Raw genomic sequence first — 23,647 nt, 5'->3', positions numbered from 1 at the left:
TACGTAGTGTCGGCTACCGTCGGCGTATGCACGAGCGCACTATCCGCGCACGCACCGCCAACGGCATCGTCGAAGGCTTCACCCGTGACGGCGTCAACCGTTGGCGTTCCATTCCCTATGCCCGGCCGCCGGTCGGACGGCTGCGGTTGCGGGCGCCGCAGCCGGCGCAGGCCTGGTCGGGCGTCCGTCATTGCCACGGTTTCACCAACTGCGCGCCCCAGCAGCGCCGCTACACCATGCTGGGTGTCGGCCGATATCAGCCGATGAGCGAGGATTGCCTCACGCTCAACGTCGTTGCGCCGGAGTCGGGCCACGACGGACCGTTACCGGTCATGGTCTTCATTCACGGCGGCGGATACATCCTGGGCAGCTCCGCGGTCCCGCTCTACGACGGCGCGGCGATGGTCCGCCGCGGCTGTGTGTACGTATCGGTCAACTACCGGCTGGGTGCGCTGGGATGTCTTGACCTGTCGTCGTTGTCGACCGCCGACACCACCATCGACAGCAATCTGTATCTGCGCGACCTGGTGATGGCGCTGCAGTGGATTCGGGAGAACATCGCGGGATTCGGCGGCGATCCCGGCAACGTCACCATCTTCGGCGAAAGCGCCGGTGCCTGTATCGCCGCCACGTTGTTGGCGGTGCCGGCGGCCGAGGGCCTGTTCGCGCAGGCGATTGCCGAAAGCCCGGCGTCGGGTCTGGTTCGGTCGAAGGAGATTTCGGCCCAGTTCGCGACGAGGTTCGCCGAGTTGCTGGGCGCGCGTCCCGAGGACGCCGCCAACGCGCTGATGCAGGCATCCCCGGCGCAACTCGTCGAGACCCAACACCGGCTGATCGACCAGGGCATGGAGAACAGGCTGGGCGCCTTCCCGATCGGTCCGGTGATCGGCGACGACTGCCTGCCCGAAGACCCCGTCGTGGCGATGGAGAACGGTCGGGCGCATCGGGTCCCGCTGATCGTGGGCACCAACGCCGAGGAAGGCCGGCTGTTCACCAGGTTCCTCAAGATGTTGCCGACCAATGAGTCGATGATCGAGGAGTTGCTGGCAGACCTGGAACCGGTTGCCCGCGAACGCATTATGGCCGCATACCCCGGTTACCCGTCATCCTCGGCATGCATCCAGCTGGGCGGGGACTTCGCGTTCAGCTCGGCGGCCTGGCAGCTCGCCGAGGCGCACAGTCATCACGCCCCGACGTATCTGTATCGCTACGACTACGCTCCGCGGATGCTGCGCTGGTCGGGGTTGGGTGCGACCCATGCCACCGAGTTGTTGGCCGTTTTCGACTTCTATCGAACCCGGCTCGGCGCGTTCTTGACCGCGGCGGCCGATCAGCGCGCCGCAATTCGGGTCAGCAACCAGGTGCAGCGCCGTTGGCGAGCATTCAGTCGCGACGGGGTGCCGGGTGAGGACTGGCCCGCCTACACGGTTGACGACCGCGCCGTGATGGTGTTCGACCGCAAGAGCCGTGTCGAATTCGATCCGCACCCGCATCGCCGGATGGCGTGGGCAGGCTTCTCATTGGCGCAGTGACCTGGCACGCTGACGTGGCACGCTGAACCCGTCAGCGAAATTCGGCCAAAGGACGTCAATGCAGACCCAGCCAGTCGAACGACCCAGTGATCTCACCGCTTCGTGGTTGACCGCCGCGATCGGAGCCGGCGAGGTCGCCGACTTCGAGACCGAACGCATCGGGACCGGCCAGATGAGTGAGTGCTACCGGGTGCGGCTGCGCTACGCGGATGGGGCCGCGGGACCGGAGTCGGTGGTGTTGAAGGTCGCGGCCAGCGATCCGATCAGTCGGCAAACCGGGTTGGCGCTGGGCCTCTACGAGCGAGAAGTCCGCTTCTACAGCGATATCGCGCCACGCCTCGGCGGGCCTGTCGCACCGTGCTATCACGCCGCGATCGACACCTCGACCGGTGTCTTCGATCTGCTGCTCGGCGACGCCGTTCCGGCAGTTGTCGGCAACGAAATCGCCGGTGCCACAATCGAACAGGCCACCATCGCGGTCGTTGAGTTGGGGCGGCTGCACGGCCCGCTACTCGGCGATACGTCGCTGGCCGACGCGCCCTGGCTCAATCGGCATGCTCCGCTCAACCAGGCCATGATCGCCCCGCTCTATGCCGGGTTCCTCGACCGCTACGGCGACCAGATCGCGCCGGCGCACCGCATGGTGTGCGAACGCCTGGTCGGAGCGTTCGATGCCTATCTGGCCGCCGAAACGGAACGAAACCGGATCCTGGGCCTGGTGCACGGCGACTATCGGCTGGACAACCTGTTGTTCGGCGCCGAGGGAGCCGACCGCGCGCTGACCGTCGTGGACTGGCAGACCGTCTCCTGGGGTGCGCCGTTTACCGACCTGGCCTACTTCCTCGGCTGCGCATTGTGCACGCAGGATCGTCGAACACACTACGGCGCGTTGCTGCGGGCTTACCACGAGGCGCTCGGTCCCCAAGTGCCGATCACGCTTGCCGAGGTCACCGAAGGGGTTCGGAGGCAAAGCTTTTTCGGCGTGATGATGGCCATCGTGTCGTCGATGCTGGTGGAACGCACCGAGCGCGGCGACCAGATGTTCATGACGATGCTGGCGCGGCACTGCGATCATGTGCTCGATACCGACGCGCTGGCGACGCTGCCCAATGCGGTCGCGCCCGAACCGCTGCGGCCAACCGATGACGACGAACTTGCGCATGTGCCGACCGACGAGCCGCTGTGGAGCGAGAGCTGGTATGCCGACTTCGTGGATGCGGCACAGGGATTCGGCGGCTGGTTCCGCATCGGCCTGGTCGCCAACCAGCGGGCCGCCTGGGTTCAGGTGCTGCTGTGCGGACCGGACCTGCCGACCGTCGCGGTGCTCGATTACGAAGTTCCGCTGCCCGAAGACCCGTGGGTGCTGCGCACCGACGCCTTCGAAATCAGCCACGCCGCCAGCGCGCCACTGCAGACCTACCGGGTCGACGTGCGGGCGAAGGGACAGTCCTACGCGGACCCGTCGGCGATATTGCGCGGCGAACCGGGAACACCCGTCGACGTGACAATGGATCTGGTGTGGACCACCGACGGTGCCCCATACAAGTACCGGGTGACGACACGCTACGAAATCCCTTGCACCGTAACGGGAACCGTCACCGTCGAGGGCACCACCTATCGGATGGATTCCGTTGCCGGACAGCGTGATCACTCGTGGGGTGTCCGCGACTGGTGGAGCATGGACTGGATGTGGAGTGCGCTGCACCTCGGCGACGGCACGCACCTGCACGGGTTGGACATCAACATCCCGAATGTTCCGCCGGTGGGTATCGGTTACATCCAGGACGCCGACCGTAACGTCACCGAACTGCACACCGTGACGAACCCAAGAGCATTCGGCGACAACGGGTTACCGCTTAAAATGACCTTGAGTCTGGACCCCGGCGGCCTGCGCGGCGACGTCGACATCCACGGCCACGCCCCGGTGCTGCTAACCGGCCCCGACGGACAAGTCAGTGAGTTCGCCCGCGCCTGGGTCAGCATCGAGACCGCGGACGGCCGCAGCGGCGTCGGCTGGATGGAATGGAACCGCAACCTCGAGCGACAGACCTAGGCGCGGTGCCGACCGCCGCGGCGTCGACCATCGTGGTGATGGGTGTGTCCGGGTCGGGCAAGTCGACGGTGGGTCGCGCGCTCGCCCAGCGGTTGCGGGTACCCTTCGTCGACGCCGACAGTCTCCATACACCGGCCAACGTGGCCAAGATGACCGCCGGGCAACCGCTGACCGACCAGGATCGCGGTCCGTGGCTGGAGCGCGTCGGGGAGTGGTTGGCCGATCACCGTGCGGGTGGGGTGGCGAGTTGCTCGGCTCTCAAACGCAGCTACCGAGACCAGTTGCGGGCACACTGGCCGGGCGTGGAGTTCCTGTATCTGAGCGGCTCCCCGGAGCTGATCGGCGCGCGACTGGCGGCCAGGTCGGACCACTTCATGCCGGCCGCACTGCTGCAATCACAATTCGACACCTTGGAACCGCTGGGGGCCGACGAGCCCGGGGTCACCGTCGACATCGATCGGGGTGTCGACGCAATCGTCGACACCTTCTTGGCGTGCTAGCCGCTACCAGGGACGACGGCGGGTCTTGACCTGCCCGCCGACTCGGTCGCGCGCCGCGTCGGCCAACTGGTTGCCGTGCGTGCGTGCGGTTTCGGCGAAGTCTTCGCCACGCACTCGAGCCTTCTTGGCCAGCTTCTCGCTGCGCTTGCGCGCCTTCTTCGCCAGCGGTCCGGCCTTCTCGGCGGCCTCTTCCGCCAGCTTTTCGCTGCGCTTGCGCGCCTTTTCGGCCCGCTCGGCCACCTCGTCGGCGAGCTGCTCACCGCGCTTGCGTGCCTTCTTGGCCAGCGGCTCGGCGCGTTCGGCCGCCGCGCTGGCCAGTTCGCGACCGCGATCCAAGGCGAGCTCGGCGTACGGCGCGCCGCGCTCGGCAGCGGTATTGGCCAGTTCACGACCGCGGTCGAGGGCGGCCTCGGCGTATGGGGCGCTTCGTTCGGCGGCCGTGCTGGCCAGTTCGCGACCGCGTTCGGCACCGACATGCAGGCCGTGCGCGATCTTTTCGCCGAGCTCGGCGAAGTCGGCGTCGAACAATGCGTCGTCGGACCCGGGCAGCACCGAGGACACCCGGTCGGAAAGGCGCTCGGCTGCCTTGCGGCCACGCCATCCCAGCGATGGCTTGCCGGCGGTGTCGGCGGACGCGATCATCAGCCCACCCAGCAGGCTCAAGTCTTTCAGGAACTCGCGGCGTCGCTCCGCTTTGCGCTGCGGATCGCTCTCGTTCCAGAACGAGTAGGAGCCGAAATTGGCCGGCAGCACCGTGAGGGCGAGTACGGCCGACGCGACGCGCGGCATTTTCCCGGTGGCCAGCAGCAGCCCGCCGCCGATCTGAACACCGGCGGTTATCTGGGCGAACGTTTGGGGGTCGTTGGGCATACTGCGGGCCACCTGGTCCGGCAACGCCTGCAGGCCATCCACCGCGGGGGCTGCGGCCTCGGCCGCAGCTTTGGGATTAAGCAGGGATTCAACTCCTTGGCCGATAAAGGCAACCGACAAGAGGGGACGTGCGATTCTGCGGATCACCATGGCAGGGGGTGTACCCGAGGAGTCGGCAAACAAACCGACTCGGCGACAGTTGACGGCGATATGGTGGAGCGCGTGCGAGCGTTGATCATCGTCGACGTGCAAAACGACTTTTGCGCGGGCGGCTCGCTGCCCGTGCGCGGCGGCGCTGAAGTGGCCGGTGCCATCAACGACTATCTGGCCCGCAAGCCCGGCTACCAACACGTGGTGGCCACCAAGGATTTCCATATCGACCCGGGCGGCCATTTCTCCGACCACCCCGACTACTCGTCGTCCTGGCCGCCGCACTGCGTTGCCGGAAGTCCGGGAGTGGAATTTCGTCCCGACCTCGACACCCGGCCGATCGAGGCGGTCTTTCGCAAGGGTGCCCGCGCGGCGGCCTACAGCGGCTTCGAGGGTGCCGACGAGAGCGGGACATCGCTCCTCGAGTGGCTGCGGCAGCGCGGCGTCGACGAGGTCGACATCGTCGGCATTGCCACCGACCACTGCGTCCGGCGAACCGCCGAGGACGCGGCGCGCAACGGTTTGAGCACCCGGGTGCTGCTCGACCTGACCGCGGCCGTGTCGCCGAGTTCGGCAGCGCAAGCACTGGTCGAGATGCGAAGTGCCGGAATCGAATTGGTCAAGGGCATCTGATGGTGGTGCCACTGGACCGCGAGTCGCTCCTGGCCGCGGTCGAGCGTTCCCCCCGGGCGGCCGCCGCGCACGACCGCGCCGGATGGGTGGGGTTGTTCACCGAGGACGGCCGTATCGAAGACCCGGTCGGCTCGCGACCGCATCTGGGTCGGGTCCAGATAGGGAACTTCTACGACACTTTCATCGGTCCGCGCGTGATCAAGTTCCATCGCGACCTCGACATCGTCTTCGGCACCGTCGTGCTGCGCGACCTCGAACTCGAGGTGTCGATGGGTGCGGCCGTCACGATGTACATACCAGCGTTCCTCCGTTACGACCTGCGAGAAGCGAACGGCCAATGGCAGATTGCTCATCTGCGCGCGTATTGGGAGCTACCGGCGATGATGCTGCAGTTCCTGCGGACCGGATCGTCGGCGGTGTCGCCCGCGGTGGCACTGTCGCGAGATCTGCTCCACAATCAAGGGCTGCCCGGAACTGCGGGCTTCATGGCCGGCTTTCGCCGGCCGGGTGCCCGGCACAAGAGGCTGGTGCAGACATTTCTCGGCGCTGTTTCGCGCGGCGATATCTTGGCTGCGGCTCACGCGCTATCACCTGCTGCCGCAATCACTTTAGGTGACAATGACCCGCTCGACATCGCCGAACTCGCAGCGGAACTCGCGGGCGGGAACTGGACCAAGATGATCGGTGCCGGGTCCACGGTCACCGTGTCGATCAATTCGGCTCATGGGCGCGCCATCATGTTCGCCGACCTGGGCCGGCGCGGTAAAGCGATCGATCACATCCGCTATTTTCCGGCCTGAGCGTTCCCCGATCGGCTTGCTGCGAGCACCGCCCGCAACGACGGCGGAGTTTGCGGGTCACCGCGACTCGTTCGGCCCTGCGTACCGCATGGCTGCATGTATTGCCGAGAACCTGATAGGTGCCGTAGAAATAGCTGTCATGAAACGGAGGCAAGCGATGAGTGTGATACGAACCGTCGGCGTTGGGGTGGCGGTCACCGCCTTGCTGACCGTCACGACAGCCTGTGGCAAAGACGAAAAGTCATCTTCCTCGTCCTCGTCCTCGTCCTCGTCGACGTCCTCGTCGACCTCGGCGGCATCGTCGAGTTCGGCCGCGTCCTCATCCGCTTCGAGTGCGGCGCCGTCGGGGACCGCGCCGCTGGCCGACTACTCCAACCTGCTGATCTCGGCCGCCGACATCGGCGCCGACACGACTTTGGGTCCGCCGGAGCAGAACCCGGGCGGCGTGGCCGGGGTGGCGGTGACCTTCAGCAACACCTCCAAGACTCACACGATCACCGATCTCCTCGTCGTGTTTACCGACCCGGCGTCGGCCGCCCAAGGCGCCAAGGACCGCCCGGCCTCCCTGGGCAAATACGTCACCGGTGCCCCGCAGCCGTTCGCGGTGGGGACCAACGGAGTCATCGTGGTCGGGCCGTCGCCCGATAACACCAAATCGGTGACCTACGTGGTGTTCTCCGAGGGCAAGGTCATCGTCGACCTGGAGTTCGACAGCGGACCCAACGACGCCGCGCCGCAGGACTTCGTGATGGACGTGGCCAAGAAGCAGGACGACGCGGTCAAGACCCGCATGACCAGTTAGTAGCGCCGACTCACCAGCAGCGCCAGTGACGCTGCGGACAGGCACAGGAACGCGCCCGGAAAGGCGATGTTGTACAGGACGTGTGCCCTGACGTGAGTCAGCACCGCCCCGATGAAGAACAGGACCAGGCCGGCCGCGGCCGCGATACCTAACGCCGGCAGACCGACCAGCCCGGCGACCAGTCCGACGGCCCCGGCCAGCTTCGTCAACGCCAACGCCGGTAGCCACGAACGAGGCACGCCGACCTCGGCGGAGTTCGCCAACACGAAGTTCGCCGGGATGAGGTCGGCGACGGCGATCCCGCCGGTGGCGATCACGGTGATCACGGTGATCACCAGGTAAGCGATGTGCATGCCAATCAGGTCCTTCCTTCGTTCAAACCCTTGTGGTGCAGCTATTTCCGCTGCGGCGAGCCCAGTGGCCGCGGTGCGCGCCGCGGCGCACAATCGGTAGGGTCATGGTGCTGGTCTCCTGGGTGCAAAGAGCTCGATCGATGCGGTCATCTTCTTGACGACTCCCGTGCGGAAAAGGTGACCCATGAATGCGACAGCCGAAGATCCGGTGGACCTCGACGATCTGGCGCAGCGGTTCGACGCCGATCGTCAGCACCTGCGGGCGGTGGCGTTTCGGCTGCTCGGCTCGACCGCGGATGCCGACGACGCGGTGCAGTCCGCGTGGCTGAAGGCCAGCCGGGCCCACGGCGTCGGCGATATCGGCAACCTGACCGGTTGGTTCACCACGATCACCGCGCATGAGGCGTTCGACCAGCTGCGCGCGCGAAAGCGCCGCGCCGAGCAGCCGCTGGCCGACGCCCACGAATTCGACCGGCTGACACCCATTGCTTCGGCGCCTGCGGACCAGGATGCGCTGCTGGCCGACTCGGTCGGCACCGCGATGCTGGTGGTGCTGGACCGCCTGTCGCCCGCGCAGCGTGTCGCATTCGTGCTGCACGACGTGTTCGCGGTGCCGTTCGAGACGATCGGCGATGTGCTGGGCCGGTCACCGGCCGCCGCGAAGAAACTGGCGAGTCGGGCCCGTTCGCGACTGCACGGCGGCCGGCCCGCTCAACCCCGCCTGCTCGCGGGGCACCTTGAGATCGTCGAAGCGTTTCTGACGGCATCCCGCGGCGGTGATATCGCCACGTTGCTCGAGCTGCTGGCCCCCGATGTCGTGCGCAGGGTCGATCGCGCGTTGGTTCCCGATGACGTGGCGGTGCAGGTTCGCGGGGCCCGTGAGGTCGCCGAGGAGACGCGTCGATTCGCACGGCGTGCGCGGGCCGGCGTGGTCATGCTGATCGACGGGGCGCCGGGCATCGTGATCGCGCCGCGCGGGCGCGCGCAGATTCTGTTGCAGCTCGGCATCGGCGCCGACAACCGCATTCACACCATCGACATCACCGCCGACGGCGGTCCGCGGCGGGCCGAACTCGCGCTGCCGCAGTGGCCGGCTCAGACATATCCCAGCCCCATCGGGTACCAAGGACATGGGACACCGCCGGCGGGGGCGTCGGCGACGGGGCGAGAACGGGAGCACGATGCCCGATAAGCCGTTCGGACGGCGCAGCTTGATGCGGGGCGCCGGCGCGCTTACGGCTGCGGCTCTGGCGCCGTGGGCCGGTGGGTGTGCTTCCGACGACGACGCGTTGACGTTCTTCTTCGCCGCCAACCCGGACGAGGCCGCCGCCCGCCTTCGTGTCGTCGCCGAGTTCGAGCGCCGCCACCCCGACATCAAGGTTCGGGCGGTGCGGTCCGGGCCCGGAGTAATGCAGCAGTTGTCCACGTTCTGCGCGGGTGGCAAATGCCCGGATGTGCTGCAGACGTGGGACCTCAGCTATGCCGAATTGGCCGCCCGGGGCGTGTTGCTCGACTTGAACGACCGATTGGCGCGCGAGAAAGCCTTCGCCGCCCAGCTCAAGTCGGACAGCGTCGGGCCGCTCTATGACACCTTCACGTTCGACGATCAGCAATCGGCTTTTCCCGAGCAGTGGTCGGGAAACTTCTTGTTTTACAACAGGCGGCTGTTCGCCGAAGCCGGGGTGGCGCCCCCGCCCGCGTCGTGGGACAAGACATGGACGTTCGCCGAATTCCTGGACACCGCCAAGGCCCTGACCAAGCGGGACGGATCGGGGCGCGTCACGCAGTGGGGTTTCGTCAACACCTTTGTCTCGTACTACTCGGCCGGGTTGTTCGCGATGAACAACGGCGTACCGTGGTCGACGCCGATTCGGAATCCGACCCATTTCAATTTCGACAACCCGGCGTTCATGGAGGCCGTGCAGTTCTACGCCGACCTCGCCAACAAACACAAGGTGGCACCGAATGCGTCCGAGGTGCAATCGATGTCGACGCCAGATCTGTTCGCCGCGGGCAGGGCGGCCATGGCGCTGGGCGGTCACTGGCGATACCAGACCTTTATTCGCGCCGAGGGATTGGATTTCGACGTCGCGCCCCTACCGGTGGGGCCATCGCTGCCCAGCGGGCACAGCGCCTGCTCCAACATCGGCACCACCGGACTGTCCGTCTCGGCGAGCAGCCGACATCAGGACCAGGCCTGGCAATTCGTCAAGTTCGCCTGCGGTCCCGTGGGTCAAGCGATCATCGCCCAATCCTGCCTGTTCGTGCCGGTGTTGCGATCCGTGCTTGCCTCGGACGGCTTCGCCAAGGCTCACCAGAGGATTCGCAACCTCTCGGTGCTCACCGAAGGACCCGCTTATTCCGAACCGCTGCCCGTCACCCCGGCTTGGGAAAAGGTCGTTGCGCTGATGGATCGCAACATGGGACCCGTCCTGCGTGGCTCGCGCCCCGCGACATCGCTGACCGGGTTGTCGGTCGCAGTTGATGAGGTGCTGCGCAACCCATGACATCGGTCAACAGGTCAGCCGTGCTCACCCCGGTCGCCGCGAAACGCCGTCCGCAGGGGCCGTATCCGTCACGGCGGCGAGCCTGGGCGGGACGCGTGTTCGTCGCGCCCAACCTGGCCGCGGTCGCGGTGTTCATGCTGTTTCCGCTCGGGTTCTCGCTGTACATGAGCTTTCAGCGGTGGGACGTGTTCAGGCCGCCGAAGTTTGTGGGCCTCAAGAACTTCGAAGAACTCTTCACATCAGACCCGTTGTTCCTCATCGCGATCCGCAACACCATCGTCTTCACTGTCGGAACAGTCATACCGACGGTCGTCATCAGTCTGATCGTGGCGGCCGTGCTGAACCGGAAAGTCAAGGGCATAGCCATCGTTCGGACAATCGTCTTCATGCCCCTGGCGATCTCCTCGGTGGTGCTGGCGGTCGTCTGGCAGTTCGTCTTCAACACCGACAACGGGCTGCTCAACATCATGCTCGGCTGGGTGGGACTCGGTCCGGTCCCGTGGCTTGTCGACCCGAATTGGGCGATGGCCTCGCTCTGCGTGGTCGCCGTGTGGCGCAGTGTGCCGTTCGCGACCGTCATTCTGCTGGCGGCGATGCAAGGCGTGCCGCAAACCGTCTACGAGGCAGCCAAAATCGACGGTGCCGGCGAGATCCGGCAGTTCTGGTCGATCACGGTGCCGCTAATCCGCGGGTCGGTGTCGTTCGTCGTCGTCATCTCAATCATCCACGCGTTCCAGGCGTTTGACGTGGTCTACGTTCTCAACGGTTCCAATGGCGGCCCGGAGACATCGACGTATGTGCTGGGCATCATGCTGTTCCAGCACGCCTTCTCATTCCTGGAATTCGGGTACGCGTCGGCGCTGGCCTGGGTGATGTTCGCGATTTTGCTCGTATTGACCCTGGTGCAGTTGCGGCTGACGCATCGGCGATCGTGGGAGGCTTCGCGTGGCCTTAGCTGAGGGAGTGTTCAAGCGCAGTGCTTTTCGCGCCGTGGTGGTCTACGCGCTGCTGGTCACCATCGCGTGGTGCTGGCTGTTCCCGGTCGCCTGGGCGGTGTCGGGTTCGCTGAAGCGGGAGGGCGAGATCAGCGAGCCGAAGCTGTTGCCGTCCCACCCGAGGTGGTCGAACTACGTCGAGGTGTTCAACGTGATGCCGTTCTGGCGAATGTTTTTCAATACCGTGCTGTACGCCGGATGCGTAACCGCGGGACAGGTGTTCTTCTGCTCGCTGGCCGGATATGCCTTCGCGCGACTGCAATTCCGTGGTCGCGACACGTTGTTCGTGTTGTACCTGGGCACGCTGATGGTACCGCTGACCGTGACGGTGATTCCGCAGTTCATCCTGATGCGGACGGCGGGCTGGGTTGATACACCCTGGGCGATGATCGTGCCCGGCCTGTTCGGCAGTGCGTTCGGCACCTACCTGATGCGGCAGTTCTTCCAAACGCTGCCCGCCGATCTGGAGGAAGCCGCGATTCTCGACGGTTGTACGCCGTGGCAGATCTACTGGAGGATTCTGTTGCCCCATGCCAGGCCCGCGGTGATGGTGCTCGCAGTGCTCACCTGGGTCAACGTCTGGAACGACTTTTTGTGGCCGCTGTTGATGATTCAGCGCAACAGCCTGGCCACGCTGACGCTCGGCCTGGTACGGCTGCGAGGCGAGTACGTTGCCCGCTGGCCGATCATCATGGCTGCTTCGATCATCATCATGGTGCCGCTGGTGATCATCTATGCGGTCGCGCAGCGTTCCTTCGTGCGCGGCATCGCCGTGACCGGGCTTGGTGGGTGAATCGTGGCGTCAGTGAGTTGGGAGCAGGCGACACGACACTTTCCGGGCGCGGAACGCCCAGCCCTGGACGGCCTCGACCTGTTTGTCGGCGACGGCGAGTTCGTCGTTCTGGTGGGGCCGTCGGGATGCGGCAAGACGACTTCGTTGCGGATGGTCGCCGGACTGGAAACGCTGGACGCCGGATGCGTTCGCATCGGTGAGCGCGACGTAACCCATGTCGACCCCAAGGATCGCGACGTGGCGATGGTGTTCCAGAACTACGCGTTGTACCCGCATATGACGGTCGCGCAGAATATGGGTTTCGCGTTGAAGATCGCGAAAACCTCCAAGGCCGAAATCACCGACCGGGTGCTCGCCGCGGCGAAACTGCTTGATCTGGAACCATATCTGGATCGCAAACCCAAGGACCTGTCCGGCGGGCAACGCCAGCGGGTGGCGATGGGACGTGCGATCGTGCGGCGCCCGCACGTGTTCCTGATGGACGAGCCGCTGTCGAATCTCGATGCCAAACTCCGGGTGCAAACCCGCAATCAGATCGCCGCCCTACAGCGACGGCTTCAGACCACGACCGTCTACGTCACCCACGACCAGGTCGAGGCCATGACGATGGGGGACCGCGTGGCGGTGCTGCGCGACGGCGTGCTGCAGCAATTCGCGGCGCCACGCGAGCTCTACCGCAACCCGGCCAACGTGTTTGTGGCCGGATTCATCGGGTCGCCGGCAATGAATCTGTTCACTCTGCCGATCGTCGATAGCGCTGTCTCGCTGGGGGATTGGCCGATCCAGTTGCCGCGTGAGATCGCCAACAATGCGAGCGAGATCGTCGTCGGTGTCCGGCCGGAGCACTTCGAGCTGGGCGGCCTCGGTGTCGAGATGGAGGTCGACGTCGTCGAGGAGCTCGGGGCCGACGCCTACCTGTACGGCCGGATCACCGACTCCGCGAAGGCAATCGACCAGGACGTCGTCGCGCGCGCCGATGGGCGCAATCCGCCACAGAAGGGCAGCCGGGTGCGGTTGCATCCGGAACCCGGGCATGTGCACTTCTTCGGGGTCGACGGCGAGCGGATCTCGTGAGTACGCAGCCCGTCGATCTGGTTTGCGAGGGCGGCGGCGTCCGGGGTATCGGCCTGGTGGGGGCGGTGGACGCGCTGTCAGCGGCCGGCTACCAGTTCCCTCGCGTGGCCGGGACGAGCGCGGGCGCGATCGTCGCAGCGCTGGTGGCAGCGCTGCAGGCGGCGGGCGAGCCACTCGGCTGGCTCGCCGAGATCATGCGTTCGCTCGACTACCGAAAGTTCCTGGACCGCAACCTGATCGGGCATGTTCCGCTGATCGGTGGGGGATTGTCATTGCTGGTATCGGATGGGGTTTACCGCGGCGCCTATCTCGAACACCTGCTCGCCGGCTTGCTGGCCGACCTGGGTGTGCGGACCTTCGGCGACCTGCGCACCGGTGAAGAACCCGAGCAATTCGCGTGGTCGCTGGTCGTCACCGCCAGCGACCTGTCCCGGCGCCGGCTGGTGCGCATACCGTGGGACCTCGACTCCTACGGAATCGACCCGAACGACTTCTCCGTGGCACGCGCGGTGCACGCGTCGGCGGCTATTCCCTACGTGTTCGAACCGGTCCGAGTGGGCGGCGCGACCTGGGTCGACGGCGGCTTGTTGTCGAGTTTTCCGGTGGAGCTGTTCGACCGGGCTCAGCCGCGGTGGCCGACGTTCGGGATCCGGCTATCGGCACGGCCGGGCATTGCGCCCACGCATCCGGTGCACGGGCCGGTGTCGTTGGGCATCGCGGCGATAGAGACGCTGGTAAGCAATCAGGACAACGCCTACATCGACGATCCATGCACGGTGCGACGCACCATCTTCGTGCCCGCCGACGAGGTGAGCCCGATCGACTTCGACATCACCGCCGCGCAGCGCGACGCCCTCTACCAGCGCGGATTGGTCGCGGGCCAGGAGTTTTTGAAGACCTGGAACTATGCCGACTATTTGGCGGCCTGCGGCGGGCCGGTCGCACAGGGTTAGCGCCGTGCGCACCCGATCGCATCGAGCCTTTGCTCGACGCGCGCGATGTCGTCCAGCGAGGGAATCTCGTTCGTGATCCGAAAGATCGCGACTCCGACATCGACGGTGCTGACCGGCCCTGCTTTACGCGTCATGAATTCACTTGTGATGGTGGTGATTTCGTCATCGGTGACGCGGCGGCGCAGCAGCGCCAGCAGCGGCACGTAACCGCGCTTCGGCGCACCGGTCGGATAGCCGGCGCGCAAAAACGCGACAGCCTTCGACACCAGGCCGGCAATCCCCATTGCTTCCACCTCATCAACTGCTGCGCGCAAGGCGCACCTAATTAACGTAGCAGCTAAGCGCTGGTTCGCGGGTGAGACAACGCGGTCCTTACGGGTTTCGCGCCGATCTTGCCGCTTCATTGACGGCCGTCGGCAGGCGCTCATGGCGCGCCGATCACCGATTTCGGCCGCGAGCGTTCCTAGTATTGCCCGCGTGATGGATCGCTACGGAACCGATGTGCTGGCCGCCGGTCGGCGCCAGCCGCGTTCGACCGAACACCCCGCCGACCTGGGACTTGTTGTCGAGGATGTCGAGACCGGTTACGTCGGTGCGGTGGTACGGGTCGAGTACGGACGCATCGACCTCGAAGACCGGCATGGCCACGTCCGAGGCTTTCCGCTCGGGCCCGGATACCTGCTGGAGGGGCGTCCAGTGATCCTCACCGAGCCGCGCCGCGCGGCGCCGGCCGCCGCGAGCCGTACCGCCTCCGGATCCGTCGCGGTACCGGGCGCTCGCGCCCGCGTCGCGCGTGCCAGCCGGATCTACGTCGAAGGCCGTCACGACGCGGAACTCATCGCGCAGGTCTGGGGTGAGGACCTGCGTATCGAAGGTGTCGTCGTCGAGCATCTCGGTGGCGTCGACGATTTGGTGGGGATCGTGGCAGAGTTCGCTCCCGGTCCGGGGCGCCGGCTCGGTGTTCTCGTCGATCACCTCGTCACGGGCTCGAAAGAGGCACGCATTGCCGAGGCGGTGCGCCGGGGGCCCGGCGGGCCCGACACGCTGGTCGTCGGCCATCCGTATGTCGACATCTGGCAGGCGGTGAAGCCGCAACGGCTCGGGCTGGCAGCCTGGCCCGAGGTGCCGCGGCACCTCGAATGGAAGCACGGCGTATGCCAGGCGCTTCGCTTGCCGCACGCCAACCAGGCCGACATCGCCCGGGCGTGGCAGCGCATCCGGTCGCGGGTGCGGGACTGGAACGACCTGGAACCCGCGCTGATCAGCAAAGTCGAAGAACTCATCGACTTCGTGACCGAGCCCGGTCGCTGACGCGGGCGGGAAGTGCCGGCGCTCTTAATCGCGACATCAAGTTAGGTTAGGCTAAGTCGAAGGTCCCGATCCGCGGGATGGGAATCGGACGCATGCAAGGCGTATTCGGCGTTTTCCTCGGCACGTTCCTCATCGGCCTGCGCGAAGGCCTGGAGGCGACGCTCATCGTGAGCATCGTCGCGGCCTTCCTCAAGCGAAATAGGCAATCGACCCGCCCGATGTTTGCCGGCGTGGCCTTAGCGGTGCTGATCAGCATTGCGGTCGGCGTCGGTCTGGATCTGTTCTCGGCGACGCTTCCACAGGCCCAGCAGGAGATGATGGAGACGGTCATCAACGCCATCGCCGTGGTGTTCGTGACCTCGATGATCATCTGGATGAACCGCAACTCCAGGCGGCTCAAAGGCGAACTCGAGCGCGAAGCCCAACAGGCGCTCAACCGTGGCGGAGCGCTCGCGCTCGTCGCGATGGCGTTCCTCGCCGTTCTCAAAGAGGGCTTCGAGACATCGGTCTTCCTGCTGGCGGCCGCACAGACGTCGCACGGCAACCGGTGGTTCGCCGTGTTGGGCGGCGTGGTCGGACTCGGGGCGTCGATCGTGCTGGGTGTCGGTCTGTACTTCGGCGGTCTGAAGCTCAATCTCGGCCGCTTCTTCCGTATCACCGGGGTGTTCCTGGTGCTGATTGCCGCCGGGCTGGTGCTGGGCGCACTGCGCACCGCACACGAGGCGGGCTGGGTGACCATCGGCCAGCAGCAGGTGCTCGACTTCTCGTCCTGGGTACCGAGCCAGTCCGTGCTGGGCGCGTTGCTCGCCGGCGTGTTCGGCATCCCCACCGACCCTCGCCTCATCGAGGTGCTGGGCTGGCTGCTGTACGCGGTGCCCGTGCTCGTCGTCTTCCTGTGGCCCGCGCGCCTGGCCGCAATGCCGCGTAGCCGCTGCCGGCTACAGCTGGCCGCCGCGGCGGTCCTGGTCATCATCGCGGCGGTGCTGGCGACGATGACGCCCGCCGGTAGCTCGTCGCCGAGCGCGCGGACGCGCACCGTCATCGACCACTCCGGGCACACCGCCCAGGTGTCGATCACGACCGGGCCGCACGGACGCGAATTGATTGTCACCGCCGAGGGCACCCCGACCGGCCGCAGTATCCCGCTGATCCCGGCGGACGACCAAACCGTGGACGGCTTACCGGTCCAGGCGTGGCAGGCTTCCGAGCCCGCCGGGGCCGATGGTGCGCCGGCCGTCACGCTGGATCAGTTGCGAGACATGGCGGGGGGCCGGCTGCCGGTCGGTCTCGCGCCCGGCCGCACCCCGGGGCCGTTTGTGGGGCAATGGGCGACGAATACCGCGTATGCCGTTCTTACGCAGGGTGATTCCGTGATCAGTGCGCAAGCGACGAGCAACCGCACGGCGATCTTGACCGGCGGCGGGCTGACCGGGGCCAAGACCGTCAGTCTCGGTGGGCTACCAACAGACTGGTCGACCGCCGCCGCCGAAGACCAGTCGACCGCCGCACAACTAGCCGCCGGCACCCAGAAGCACGCCGAGCGACAGTTATGGCGGGTCTGGCTTCCGTTGGTACTGGCCGGCTTCGCGCTGGTCTGTGCCCTTGGCGCCATAATCACGATGCGCGGCGACGCGCGAGGCCAACAGGAGAGGAAAACGAGTGATAGCGAATCGCACCGCCCGGGCAAGGTCGCGGTCTCGTGAATTCCGGCTGACCGCACCGGCTTTGGTCGCCATCACGGTGTTGGCCGCGGCCGGCTGCAACCACTCGAGCCCAGCCGCGAGCTCCCCGCCGTCTCGCCAAGCCAGTCCACCAGGCGGGACGAACGCTGTCAAAGTGACGATGGCCAACAGCGGCGGAAAAGACGGTTGCGCGCTGGACACCACCAGCGTGCCGGCCGGCCCGGTGACCTTCACCGTCGTCAACACCAGCGCGCCGGGCATCAGCGAGATGGAGCTGCTCCGGGATCAGCGCATCGTCGGCGAGAAGGAGAACCTCGCACCCGGATTGAACCCGGTGTCGTTCACCGTCACTCTGGACGGCGGCTCGTATCAGCTGTATTGCCCCGGTGCGAGTGTGGAATACCAAACCCTGGCGGTGACCGGTCAGGCGCCCGCCGGGCCGACGGGCACGGTGGCAAGCATCCTGGGTCAGGGCACCAAGGACTACGCGACCTACATCGTGACTCAGATCGGCCAGCTCAATGACCAAGTGAAAGCACTCGACGCCGCCATCCAGTCCGGAAACCTCGACGCCGCCAGGGCGGCCTACGCCAAAGCCCGACTGTTCTATGAGCGCGCGGAATCCAGCGTCGAAGGCTTCGTCCTGCCGGGCTTCGCGGTCGGCGACAACGCGGGCAGCCTGGACTATCTGATCGACATGCGTGCCTCCACTCCGGTTGACGCCAAGGTCGGGTGGAAGGGCTTCCACGCCATCGAGCGCGACCTGTGGCAGGGCAACGCGATCACGCCCGGCACCAAGGCGTTGAGCACCGAATTGGTCGGTAACGTAGGAAAATTGAAAGATGTGGTCGCCGGCTTGCAATACAAGCCCGAAGATTTGGCCAACGGTGCAAGTGATTTGATCGAAGAGGTGCAGAACACCAAGATCACCGGTGAGGAAGAGGCATTCAGTCACATTGACCTGGTTGACTTCTCGGGCAATGTCGAAGGCGCCCAACAGGCTTACGCGTCACTTCGGCCGGGCTTGGAGAAGATCGACGCCAACTTGGTCAGCCAGATCGATCAGCAGTTCCGTGCGGTGCTCAGTGTGCTGGACGGCTACCGCGACCCGGCCGCGCTGGGCGGCTACCGAACGTACACCCCGGTACTGCAGGGTAGCGATGCGCCGAAACTGACCGCGGTGATTCAGCCGCTGCACCAGAGCCTGTCGATGGTTGCTCAAAAAGTGGTCTCCGCCAACTGATCATGGCTGACGACGAACTGGCTGAACCTGACGGCGTTGAGACGCCGGCCGATGACGCGTCGGTATCGCGGCGGCGGATGCTCGGCGGCGCGATGCTGGCCGGTCTCACCGGGACCGCGATCGGTGCCGTCGGTGGCGGGTTCGCCGGCTATGCGTCCGCGACAGCCCACCACGGCGGGTCGGATGCTGGGGACGACATCGTTGACATGCGCCGTAGCTATCCCTTTTACGGCCAGCTGCATCAGGGCGGAATCGCCACGCTCCCACAGCGTTACGCCGTCTTCATGTCGTTCTCGTTGGCTTCGGCCGCGGCTCGCGCCGATGTCCAGGGGTTGCTGGCGCGCTGGTCGGCCGCGGTGGCGGTGCTGCAGCAGGGTAAGCCCGTCGGCACGGTTGCGCCCCAGGTCGAGGTGCAACCTCCTGCCGACACCGGGGAGGCCTACGGACTGAGCCCCGCCAGCCTCACCGTCACGATCGGATTGGGGCCGTCGCTGTTCGGTGATCGGTTCGGACTTGCCGCGCGGCGTCCGGCGGTATTCACTGATCTGCCGCCGCTCAACGGGGACAACCTCGATCCGAGGCTGCACGGTGGCGACCTGTCGGTGCAAGCCTGCGCCGACGACCCGCAGGTCTGCTACCACGCGGTGCGTAATCTGGCCCGAATCGGGCGCACTATCGCTTCGCCGTTCTGGGCGGTGCTGGGCTTCGGCCGAGCTTCGGCCGGCCCCGGTCAGCAGACCCCGCGAAACCTGTTGGGATTCAAGGACGGTACCCGCAACGTCACCACCGAGGCAGAGTACGAACGTTTCGTCTGGGTCCACAACAGCGACCAGTCGTGGATGAACGGCGGCACCTATCAGGTGGTGCGCAAGATCCGGATGCTGCTCGAGACGTGGGACGTCGACCGGATCGGCAACCAGCAGAAGATCTTCGGCCGTACCAAGCAGGAAGGAGCGCCGCTGAGCGGCAAGGCCGAATTCGACACGCCGAATTTCGCCGCCAAGGGCGCCGACGGCGAACCGCTGATCGATCCGCGCTCACACGTCGGCTTGGCCGCCCGGGAAAACAACGACGGGATCATGATCCGCCGCCGCTCGTACAACTACACCGACGGCCTGGACCCCAACGGCCAACTGAACGCCGGACTGCTGTTCGTCTCGTATCAAAAAGATCCCCAAGATTTTATTCGTTTGCAGAACCGGCTGGGCGCCAACGACCTGCTCAACGAGTACATCCGTCACATCGGATCAGCTATCTTCGCAGTGCCGCCCGCGCCGGCAGAAGGCCACTACATCGCGCAAAGTCTTTTCGGCTAAGCAAATTTCGCCTGCCTGCGGCTAGCTGCCGACCGCCGTTGCGTTTCGGGCATGTGATCTTTCGTGTCGGCTCTGTAAACCAATCCGGTCGACCGTCACGCACGGGTGTCGCGCGAGCACTAACGCCGTGAAGATCGAAAACTACAAGGAGAAACTTTATGACCGACGCGCTCGTCATCGACGCTGCAGGGCTCGACCGGCTGTCCTGTAATGCCAAGGAAAACCCCACCACCGGAAAGAAGACACTGAAGGCTAAAACTGTTTGTGAGGCCGGGTTTCGCAACATGACCTATGTGCGCGACCTCACACCAATGCTCGTCGGGGAACCGCCAGCACTGCTCGGTGACGACTCCGCACCCAATCCCTCCGAAACCGCTTTGGCCGCCTTGGGATCCTGCATCTCGGTGGGCATGCTGGCCAATGCCACGCACCGCGGTGTGCGACTGACCAAGATCGAAGTTGAGATGGAAGGCGACATCGACATCTCGGCGGTGTGGGGAGTCGGTGACACCCCGGACGGAAAGGTTCTCGGCTTCACCGCGGTGCGCTGCAAGGTGTCGTTGGCCGGAGATACCGACGACGAGACGCTCAAGCAGATCCACGACAACGCCATCGCCTGGTCGCCCGTGGTGAACACGTTCCGCCGCCCGGCAAGCGTCGACTCGACCCTAGTCATCGACTAGTCCGCAAGGAGCCGACCGTGACACATAGATTGACCAAGACGGACCTCGGCGAGGTCATCAGGTTGACTCGGTTCAAGCGCGGGCTGAGTTGGACGAAGATCGCCGAGGCGATCGGCAAGGACCGGGTGTGGACTGTTGCGGCGCTGCTTGGACAACATCCCCTCTCGGCGCAGGATGCCTCGACGGTGGCGTCGCTTCTCGACCTCGATGAGGAGGCGGTCGCCGTCTTGCAGCTGGCGCCGTACCGGGGAAGCGGCGACGTGCCCGCGTACGATCCGACGATTTACCGATTCCTCGAAGCGCTGTCCGTGTACGGGCCCGCGCTCAAGGAGTTGATTCACGAGGAGTTCGGCGACGGGATCATGAGCGCCATCAACTTTCAGTTGGATGTGCAACGCCGTCCCGACCCGGCAGGCGACCGGGTGATCGTGACGTTTGACGGCAAATTCCTTGACTACAGCTGGAGACACACCGAACAGGAGGCACTGGCGTGACCGCAACCGTGGACGCCGCAGTCCAGCGGCTCGATCCGGAGCTGCTGGAAGACATTCGTGCCCACGCCGGCGCGCTGGACCGCGGCGAGGAGACCGCTCGCCGCAGCTTCACTCGGCTCGGTGCCGCCGGCCTGCTCGGCCTCGGCGCCCCGGGGAACAACGATGGACAGCTCCCGCAGATGGCCGATGTGATCGGCGGTATCTCCGCCGAGTGCATGAGCACGGGATTCTCCGTGTGGGCCAACCGGATGGCCGTGGAGTATTTACTCACGGCTGCAACGCCATTCGGCCGCACGGCGGCCGAGTCGCTGCTTTCCGGAACCACGCTGGGTGTGAGCGGAATGGCGTCGGCTTTCAAGGAGGCAGCCGGCTGCGGCAGCCTGGAGCTGACCGCCGCTCCGGTCGACGGAGGCTATCGGCTGAGCGGTTCGCTGCGGTGGGCCAGCAACCTCTATCCCGACTCGACGATGATCACCGCGGCGCGCAGCGACGCGGGCGAGAAGCTGATCGTCGCGCTTCGGCTGGACACCCCGGGCGTTGTGATCGGCGATCACTTCAACCTGTTGGCCATGGGAAGCACCGCCTCGTCGTACCTGAAGTTGGAAAACGCCTACGTCAATGCGGAACAGGTGCTGTCCAACGACTTTGACGCATTTCTGCAGGCGGTGCGACCGACTTTCCTGGTCCTGCAGTCGGCCATGTGTCTGGGGTTGACCAGGACCACCGTCGAGCAGAGCAAGCAGGCGCTCACCGGGGTCAACGCGGTGTTCACCGCCGAAGTCGACGCGATCGCGGACAAGCTTGGCGCGGCACAGGCGACATTGGCCAATCTGGCCGGCGCTGTCGGCGGGCCGAAGTCACCGACGAAGAAGCAGCTGCTGTCGTTGCGCCTCGCCGCCGCTGAATTATCAAGTGCTAGTGCTGATTTAGAAATCCGGACAGCCGGCGGCAAGGGGTACGCGAGCCGGACTTCGGCCAGTCGGCGCTACCGGGAGGCGGCGTTCATTCCGGTGCAGTCGCCCTCGGAAGCGCAACTGTGCTGGGAACTAGGAAGATGCGCTTGAGTTCGGGCCGATGGTGACTCCGGTGGCGGTGCCACCGGAGGGCACTCAGCATCTGGTCGGCGGGATTCCGCTGGCCACTTTGGTTCGCGACTTTCATCGGCCGATGGTGAATTTCGCTCGCACGATGGTGAATTCGGCGACGGTAGCCGAAGAAGCGGTGCAGGAGGCATGGGTCCAGGTCTTGCAGTCGTCGGCGTCTTTCGAAGGCCGCTCCTCGGTAGGCACCTGGCTGTTCGGAATCGTCAAGAACACCGCCTCGCGGCATCGGCGTCGCGAATCGCGGATCCGCGACTACGAGGTACTGTCCGACGCGGACGCCGATCCGCTGTCGGGCCGCATGCATCTCGCCGGCCACGGCGATGCCGGGCATTGGAGTCTTCCGCCGTCGCGGCGCTTTCTTCCCGAGGACCGCACCGTGGCCCAAGAACTGATCGGCTACCTGCGGGCGGCCCTGGCCGCATTGCCGGAACGGCAGCGGCAGCTCATTATCCTGCGCGACCTTGTCGGCACCTCGAGCGAAGAGGCGGCGACGCTTCTTGACCTGTCCGCTGAGGCGCAGCGCGCGCTGCTGTATCGCGCCCGGGGAAACCTCCGCAACGAACTGGAGAAGCGGTACTGCCAATGACCATCTACGACAACACCGTTCCCGCGATCGACTGCGTCGATTTCGTCCGGCTGGTCGACGATCTCGTCGACTCGGATCCAGACCAGTGGGGTCCGATCGTCGCCAAACATCTCGAGGACTGCCCGCCATGCCTGGTCTATCTGCAACAAATGCTCGACCTCAAGATTCTGCTCAACCACGTCTTTGAGGGGGAGAAGCTCAGCGACGAGCACATCGCGGGGGTCCTCAATGGACTCAACAACTTCAAGGAAGGCGATCAAGGATGACGATCGAAGCGCGGGCACCGCAACGAGAATTACAAGTACCGATGCAGCGCACATTGGCCGGCTCGACTTCTGGTGCCGCCATCGGCCGGCTGGGCGACGACCCGTTCGAGCCGCTCAGCGTCGGTGCCATGGTGGACCGGGTCGCCGCCATGGCCGTGGAAAAGGCGGCACATCCCTGGGCGTTCTTCGTGCGGTCCCTGGTCGGCGGCGTGTTCGTGGCGTTCGGGGTATTGCTGGCATTGGTGGTGAGCACCGGCGTCAAGACGCCGGGCATCGGGAGCCTGCTGATGGGCTTGGCGTTCGGCATGTCCTTCGTACTGATTCTGGTATCGGGGATGTCGCTGATCACTGCGGACATGGCCGCGGGATTCCTCGCGGTGCTCAAACGCAGCATGCGGTTGCGAACTTACGTGTTCCTGGTATCGGTCGGCCTGGTCGGCAACATCGCCGGCGCATTGGTATTCGTCACGGTCTGTGGCGGGGCCGGCGGCCCGTACCTGGGCGCGTTCGCCGAGCGGGCGGCTACCGTCGGTGCGCTGAAAGCCGGCCAGCCGTTCTGGACGGCGTTCCTGCTGGCGGTGGCGTGCACCTGGTTCCTGCAGACCGCGATGTGCATGTACTTCAAGGCGCGCAGCGACATCGCACGAATGGCGTTTGCGTTCTACGGCCCCTTCGCCTTCGTGATCGGCGGCACCCAACACGTGATCGCCAATGTCGGCTTTCTCGGCTTTCCGTTGCTGCTCAACCTTTTCCACCCCGCGGCACCGCGTGGCGGGATCAGCTGGGGCTTCGGTGACGACGGGCTGCTCACCGACATCTGCATCACCACCGTGGGAAACCTGGTCGGCGGGACGCTGTTCGTGGCCCTGCCGTTTTGGGGCATCGCGCGCCTGCAACGGCGCCAGATCTAGAGCGCGAAGGTCCTGAAGTCCCGGTGGTTGGGGACCA

The 23,647-nt window shown here is 65.6% G+C and carries 25 protein-coding genes; 22 read left to right on the top strand and 3 right to left on the bottom strand.

The annotated features are described in order from the left end of the window. Positions 1 to 26: 26 nt before the first annotated feature. Genes AC5Y5O_RS09100 through AC5Y5O_RS09090 form a run of 3 tightly spaced genes read left to right on the top strand, consistent with a single transcriptional unit; the run spans position 27 to position 4,085 of the window. The gene (locus tag AC5Y5O_RS09100) at positions 27 to 1,532 is read left to right on the top strand and encodes a carboxylesterase/lipase family protein (RefSeq protein WP_096288323.1); all 1,506 of its coding nucleotides are present in this window, start codon (positions 27 to 29) and stop codon (positions 1,530 to 1,532) included. Between the two features lie 58 nt (positions 1,533 to 1,590). Next, on the top strand, positions 1,591 to 3,585 hold the full coding sequence (locus AC5Y5O_RS09095) for a DUF7064 domain-containing protein (protein ID WP_096288321.1): 1,995 nt from the start codon (positions 1,591 to 1,593) through the stop codon (positions 3,583 to 3,585). Between the two features lie 38 nt (positions 3,586 to 3,623). Then, positions 3,624 to 4,085 (top strand): gluconokinase, encoded by a 462-nt coding sequence (locus AC5Y5O_RS09090; RefSeq protein WP_243394142.1) that lies wholly within the window; start codon positions 3,624 to 3,626, stop codon positions 4,083 to 4,085. A gap of 3 nt (positions 4,086 to 4,088) precedes the next feature. On the opposite strand, the gene AC5Y5O_RS09085 is transcribed toward AC5Y5O_RS09090, so the two are convergent. After that, positions 4,089 to 5,105 carry a DoxX family protein gene (locus tag AC5Y5O_RS09085; RefSeq protein ID WP_096288317.1) on the bottom strand — a complete coding sequence of 339 codons (1,017 nt, stop codon included), beginning with the start codon at positions 5,103 to 5,105 and terminating at the stop codon, positions 4,089 to 4,091. Positions 5,106 to 5,177: 72 nt separating this feature from the next. On the opposite strand from AC5Y5O_RS09085, the gene pncA reads away from it, so the two are divergent. The 3 genes from pncA to AC5Y5O_RS09070 all read left to right on the top strand — a co-directional run bounded on the left by pncA (position 5,178) and on the right by AC5Y5O_RS09070 (position 7,340). Continuing rightward, positions 5,178 to 5,738, top strand: coding sequence for a pyrazinamidase PncA (gene pncA, locus AC5Y5O_RS09080; protein WP_500024739.1), 561 nt, complete (start codon positions 5,178 to 5,180; stop codon positions 5,736 to 5,738). After that, positions 5,738 to 6,538, top strand: coding sequence for a ketosteroid isomerase family protein (locus tag AC5Y5O_RS09075; RefSeq protein ID WP_096288313.1), 801 nt, complete (start codon positions 5,738 to 5,740; stop codon positions 6,536 to 6,538). The genes pncA and AC5Y5O_RS09075 overlap by 1 nt, the downstream gene beginning before the upstream one ends. A gap of 157 nt (positions 6,539 to 6,695) precedes the next feature. Beyond that, positions 6,696 to 7,340, top strand: coding sequence for a hypothetical protein (locus AC5Y5O_RS09070; RefSeq protein WP_165796414.1), 645 nt, complete (start codon positions 6,696 to 6,698; stop codon positions 7,338 to 7,340). Here the strand turns inward: AC5Y5O_RS09070 and AC5Y5O_RS09065 are convergent. Beyond that, a complete protein-coding gene (locus tag AC5Y5O_RS09065) occupies positions 7,337 to 7,693 on the bottom strand; it encodes a DoxX family protein (protein ID WP_096288311.1) in 357 nt (118 codons plus the stop codon). The genes AC5Y5O_RS09070 and AC5Y5O_RS09065 overlap by 4 nt on opposite strands. A 184-nt stretch (positions 7,694 to 7,877) precedes the next feature. Between AC5Y5O_RS09065 and AC5Y5O_RS09060 the strand changes: the two genes are divergently transcribed. From AC5Y5O_RS09060 to AC5Y5O_RS09035, 6 genes are read left to right on the top strand one after another with little or no spacing between them, the layout of a single operon-like run. Continuing rightward, positions 7,878 to 8,885: a sigma-70 family RNA polymerase sigma factor gene (locus AC5Y5O_RS09060; protein WP_500024736.1), complete on the top strand. Its 1,008-nt coding sequence runs from the start codon at positions 7,878 to 7,880 to the stop codon at positions 8,883 to 8,885. Beyond that, positions 8,875 to 10,200 (top strand): ABC transporter substrate-binding protein, encoded by a 1,326-nt coding sequence (locus AC5Y5O_RS09055; protein WP_096288307.1) that lies wholly within the window; start codon positions 8,875 to 8,877, stop codon positions 10,198 to 10,200. Before AC5Y5O_RS09060 ends, AC5Y5O_RS09055 begins: the two co-directional genes overlap by 11 nt. Next, the gene (locus AC5Y5O_RS09050) at positions 10,197 to 11,159 is read left to right on the top strand and encodes a carbohydrate ABC transporter permease (protein WP_096288305.1); all 963 of its coding nucleotides are present in this window, start codon (positions 10,197 to 10,199) and stop codon (positions 11,157 to 11,159) included. Before AC5Y5O_RS09055 ends, AC5Y5O_RS09050 begins: the two co-directional genes overlap by 4 nt. Next, positions 11,146 to 11,988, top strand: coding sequence for a carbohydrate ABC transporter permease (locus AC5Y5O_RS09045; protein WP_096288303.1), 843 nt, complete (start codon positions 11,146 to 11,148; stop codon positions 11,986 to 11,988). The genes AC5Y5O_RS09050 and AC5Y5O_RS09045 overlap by 14 nt, the downstream gene beginning before the upstream one ends. A 3-nt stretch (positions 11,989 to 11,991) precedes the next feature. Continuing rightward, positions 11,992 to 13,062: an ABC transporter ATP-binding protein gene (locus AC5Y5O_RS09040; RefSeq protein WP_096288301.1), complete on the top strand. Its 1,071-nt coding sequence runs from the start codon at positions 11,992 to 11,994 to the stop codon at positions 13,060 to 13,062. Continuing rightward, entirely contained in the window at positions 13,059 to 14,015 is a 957-nt protein-coding gene (locus AC5Y5O_RS09035; protein ID WP_096288299.1) for a patatin-like phospholipase family protein, read from the top strand. The genes AC5Y5O_RS09040 and AC5Y5O_RS09035 overlap by 4 nt, the downstream gene beginning before the upstream one ends. Here the strand turns inward: AC5Y5O_RS09035 and AC5Y5O_RS09030 are convergent. Then, positions 14,012 to 14,299 carry a DUF3349 domain-containing protein gene (locus tag AC5Y5O_RS09030; RefSeq protein WP_096288298.1) on the bottom strand — a complete coding sequence of 96 codons (288 nt, stop codon included), beginning with the start codon at positions 14,297 to 14,299 and terminating at the stop codon, positions 14,012 to 14,014. The genes AC5Y5O_RS09035 and AC5Y5O_RS09030 overlap by 4 nt on opposite strands. A gap of 193 nt (positions 14,300 to 14,492) precedes the next feature. Here AC5Y5O_RS09030 and AC5Y5O_RS09025 point away from each other — a divergent pair, with 193 nt between their 5' ends. The 10 genes from AC5Y5O_RS09025 (at position 14,493) to AC5Y5O_RS08980 (ending at position 23,610) form a co-directional block, all read left to right on the top strand. Continuing rightward, complete coding sequence (locus tag AC5Y5O_RS09025; RefSeq protein WP_096288296.1) at positions 14,493 to 15,326, top strand: DUF3097 family protein; 834 nt, start codon at positions 14,493 to 14,495, stop codon at positions 15,324 to 15,326. Between the two features lie 92 nt (positions 15,327 to 15,418). After that, positions 15,419 to 17,029: an iron uptake transporter permease EfeU gene (gene efeU / locus AC5Y5O_RS09020; protein WP_500024803.1), complete on the top strand. Its 1,611-nt coding sequence runs from the start codon at positions 15,419 to 15,421 to the stop codon at positions 17,027 to 17,029. Between the two features lie 7 nt (positions 17,030 to 17,036). Then, positions 17,037 to 18,251, top strand: a complete 1,215-nt coding sequence (gene efeO / locus AC5Y5O_RS09015; protein ID WP_500024801.1) for an iron uptake system protein EfeO — start codon at positions 17,037 to 17,039, stop codon at positions 18,249 to 18,251. A 2-nt stretch (positions 18,252 to 18,253) separates the two neighbouring features. Next, positions 18,254 to 19,567 (top strand): iron uptake transporter deferrochelatase/peroxidase subunit, encoded by a 1,314-nt coding sequence (gene efeB / locus AC5Y5O_RS09010; RefSeq protein WP_500024731.1) that lies wholly within the window; start codon positions 18,254 to 18,256, stop codon positions 19,565 to 19,567. Between the two features lie 158 nt (positions 19,568 to 19,725). Beyond that, a complete protein-coding gene (locus tag AC5Y5O_RS09005; protein ID WP_096288290.1) occupies positions 19,726 to 20,250 on the top strand; it encodes an OsmC family protein in 525 nt (174 codons plus the stop codon). 17 nt (positions 20,251 to 20,267) lie between these two features. Next, positions 20,268 to 20,744: a cyanase gene (cynS, locus tag AC5Y5O_RS09000; protein ID WP_096288288.1), complete on the top strand. Its 477-nt coding sequence runs from the start codon at positions 20,268 to 20,270 to the stop codon at positions 20,742 to 20,744. Further along, positions 20,741 to 21,808: an acyl-CoA dehydrogenase family protein gene (locus AC5Y5O_RS08995; protein WP_500024728.1), complete on the top strand. Its 1,068-nt coding sequence runs from the start codon at positions 20,741 to 20,743 to the stop codon at positions 21,806 to 21,808. The genes cynS and AC5Y5O_RS08995 overlap by 4 nt, the downstream gene beginning before the upstream one ends. 10 nt (positions 21,809 to 21,818) lie before the next feature. After that, positions 21,819 to 22,433, top strand: coding sequence for an RNA polymerase sigma factor (locus AC5Y5O_RS08990; RefSeq protein ID WP_500024726.1), 615 nt, complete (start codon positions 21,819 to 21,821; stop codon positions 22,431 to 22,433). Continuing rightward, positions 22,430 to 22,699, top strand: coding sequence for a hypothetical protein (locus AC5Y5O_RS08985; protein ID WP_096288282.1), 270 nt, complete (start codon positions 22,430 to 22,432; stop codon positions 22,697 to 22,699). Before AC5Y5O_RS08990 ends, AC5Y5O_RS08985 begins: the two co-directional genes overlap by 4 nt. Then, positions 22,696 to 23,610: a formate/nitrite transporter family protein gene (locus tag AC5Y5O_RS08980; protein WP_500024724.1), complete on the top strand. Its 915-nt coding sequence runs from the start codon at positions 22,696 to 22,698 to the stop codon at positions 23,608 to 23,610. Before AC5Y5O_RS08985 ends, AC5Y5O_RS08980 begins: the two co-directional genes overlap by 4 nt. Positions 23,611 to 23,647: the final 37 nt, after the last annotated feature.

Source organism: Mycobacterium sp. NGS40 (assembly GCF_059812735.1).
This window is presented reverse-complemented; position numbering and strand designations above follow the sequence as displayed.

What these genes read in the sequence shown, in the direction of transcription:
- AC5Y5O_RS09100 (WP_096288323.1), top strand. Translation starts at nt 27, where the DNA reads ATGCACGAGCGCACTATCCGCGCACGCACCGCCAACGGCATCGTCGAA.
- AC5Y5O_RS09095 (WP_096288321.1), top strand. Translation starts at nt 1,591, where the DNA reads ATGCAGACCCAGCCAGTCGAACGACCCAGTGATCTCACCGCTTCGTGG.
- AC5Y5O_RS09090 (WP_243394142.1), top strand. Translation starts at nt 3,624, where the DNA reads ATGGGTGTGTCCGGGTCGGGCAAGTCGACGGTGGGTCGCGCGCTCGCC.
- AC5Y5O_RS09085 (WP_096288317.1), bottom strand. Translation starts at nt 5,105, where the DNA reads ATGGTGATCCGCAGAATCGCACGTCCCCTCTTGTCGGTTGCCTTTATC.
- AC5Y5O_RS09075 (WP_096288313.1), top strand. Translation starts at nt 5,738, where the DNA reads ATGGTGGTGCCACTGGACCGCGAGTCGCTCCTGGCCGCGGTCGAGCGT.
- AC5Y5O_RS09070 (WP_165796414.1), top strand. Translation starts at nt 6,696, where the DNA reads ATGAGTGTGATACGAACCGTCGGCGTTGGGGTGGCGGTCACCGCCTTG.
- AC5Y5O_RS09065 (WP_096288311.1), bottom strand. Translation starts at nt 7,693, where the DNA reads ATGCACATCGCTTACCTGGTGATCACCGTGATCACCGTGATCGCCACC.
- AC5Y5O_RS09060 (WP_500024736.1), top strand. Translation starts at nt 7,878, where the DNA reads ATGAATGCGACAGCCGAAGATCCGGTGGACCTCGACGATCTGGCGCAG.
- AC5Y5O_RS09055 (WP_096288307.1), top strand. Translation starts at nt 8,875, where the DNA reads ATGCCCGATAAGCCGTTCGGACGGCGCAGCTTGATGCGGGGCGCCGGC.
- AC5Y5O_RS09050 (WP_096288305.1), top strand. Translation starts at nt 10,197, where the DNA reads ATGACATCGGTCAACAGGTCAGCCGTGCTCACCCCGGTCGCCGCGAAA.
- AC5Y5O_RS09030 (WP_096288298.1), bottom strand. Translation starts at nt 14,299, where the DNA reads ATGGGGATTGCCGGCCTGGTGTCGAAGGCTGTCGCGTTTTTGCGCGCC.
- efeU (WP_500024803.1), top strand. Translation starts at nt 15,419, where the DNA reads ATGCAAGGCGTATTCGGCGTTTTCCTCGGCACGTTCCTCATCGGCCTG.
- efeB (WP_500024731.1), top strand. Translation starts at nt 18,254, where the DNA reads ATGGCTGACGACGAACTGGCTGAACCTGACGGCGTTGAGACGCCGGCC.
- AC5Y5O_RS09005 (WP_096288290.1), top strand. Translation starts at nt 19,726, where the DNA reads ATGACCGACGCGCTCGTCATCGACGCTGCAGGGCTCGACCGGCTGTCC.
- AC5Y5O_RS08990 (WP_500024726.1), top strand. Translation starts at nt 21,819, where the DNA reads ATGGTGACTCCGGTGGCGGTGCCACCGGAGGGCACTCAGCATCTGGTC.
- AC5Y5O_RS08985 (WP_096288282.1), top strand. Translation starts at nt 22,430, where the DNA reads ATGACCATCTACGACAACACCGTTCCCGCGATCGACTGCGTCGATTTC.
- AC5Y5O_RS08980 (WP_500024724.1), top strand. Translation starts at nt 22,696, where the DNA reads ATGACGATCGAAGCGCGGGCACCGCAACGAGAATTACAAGTACCGATG.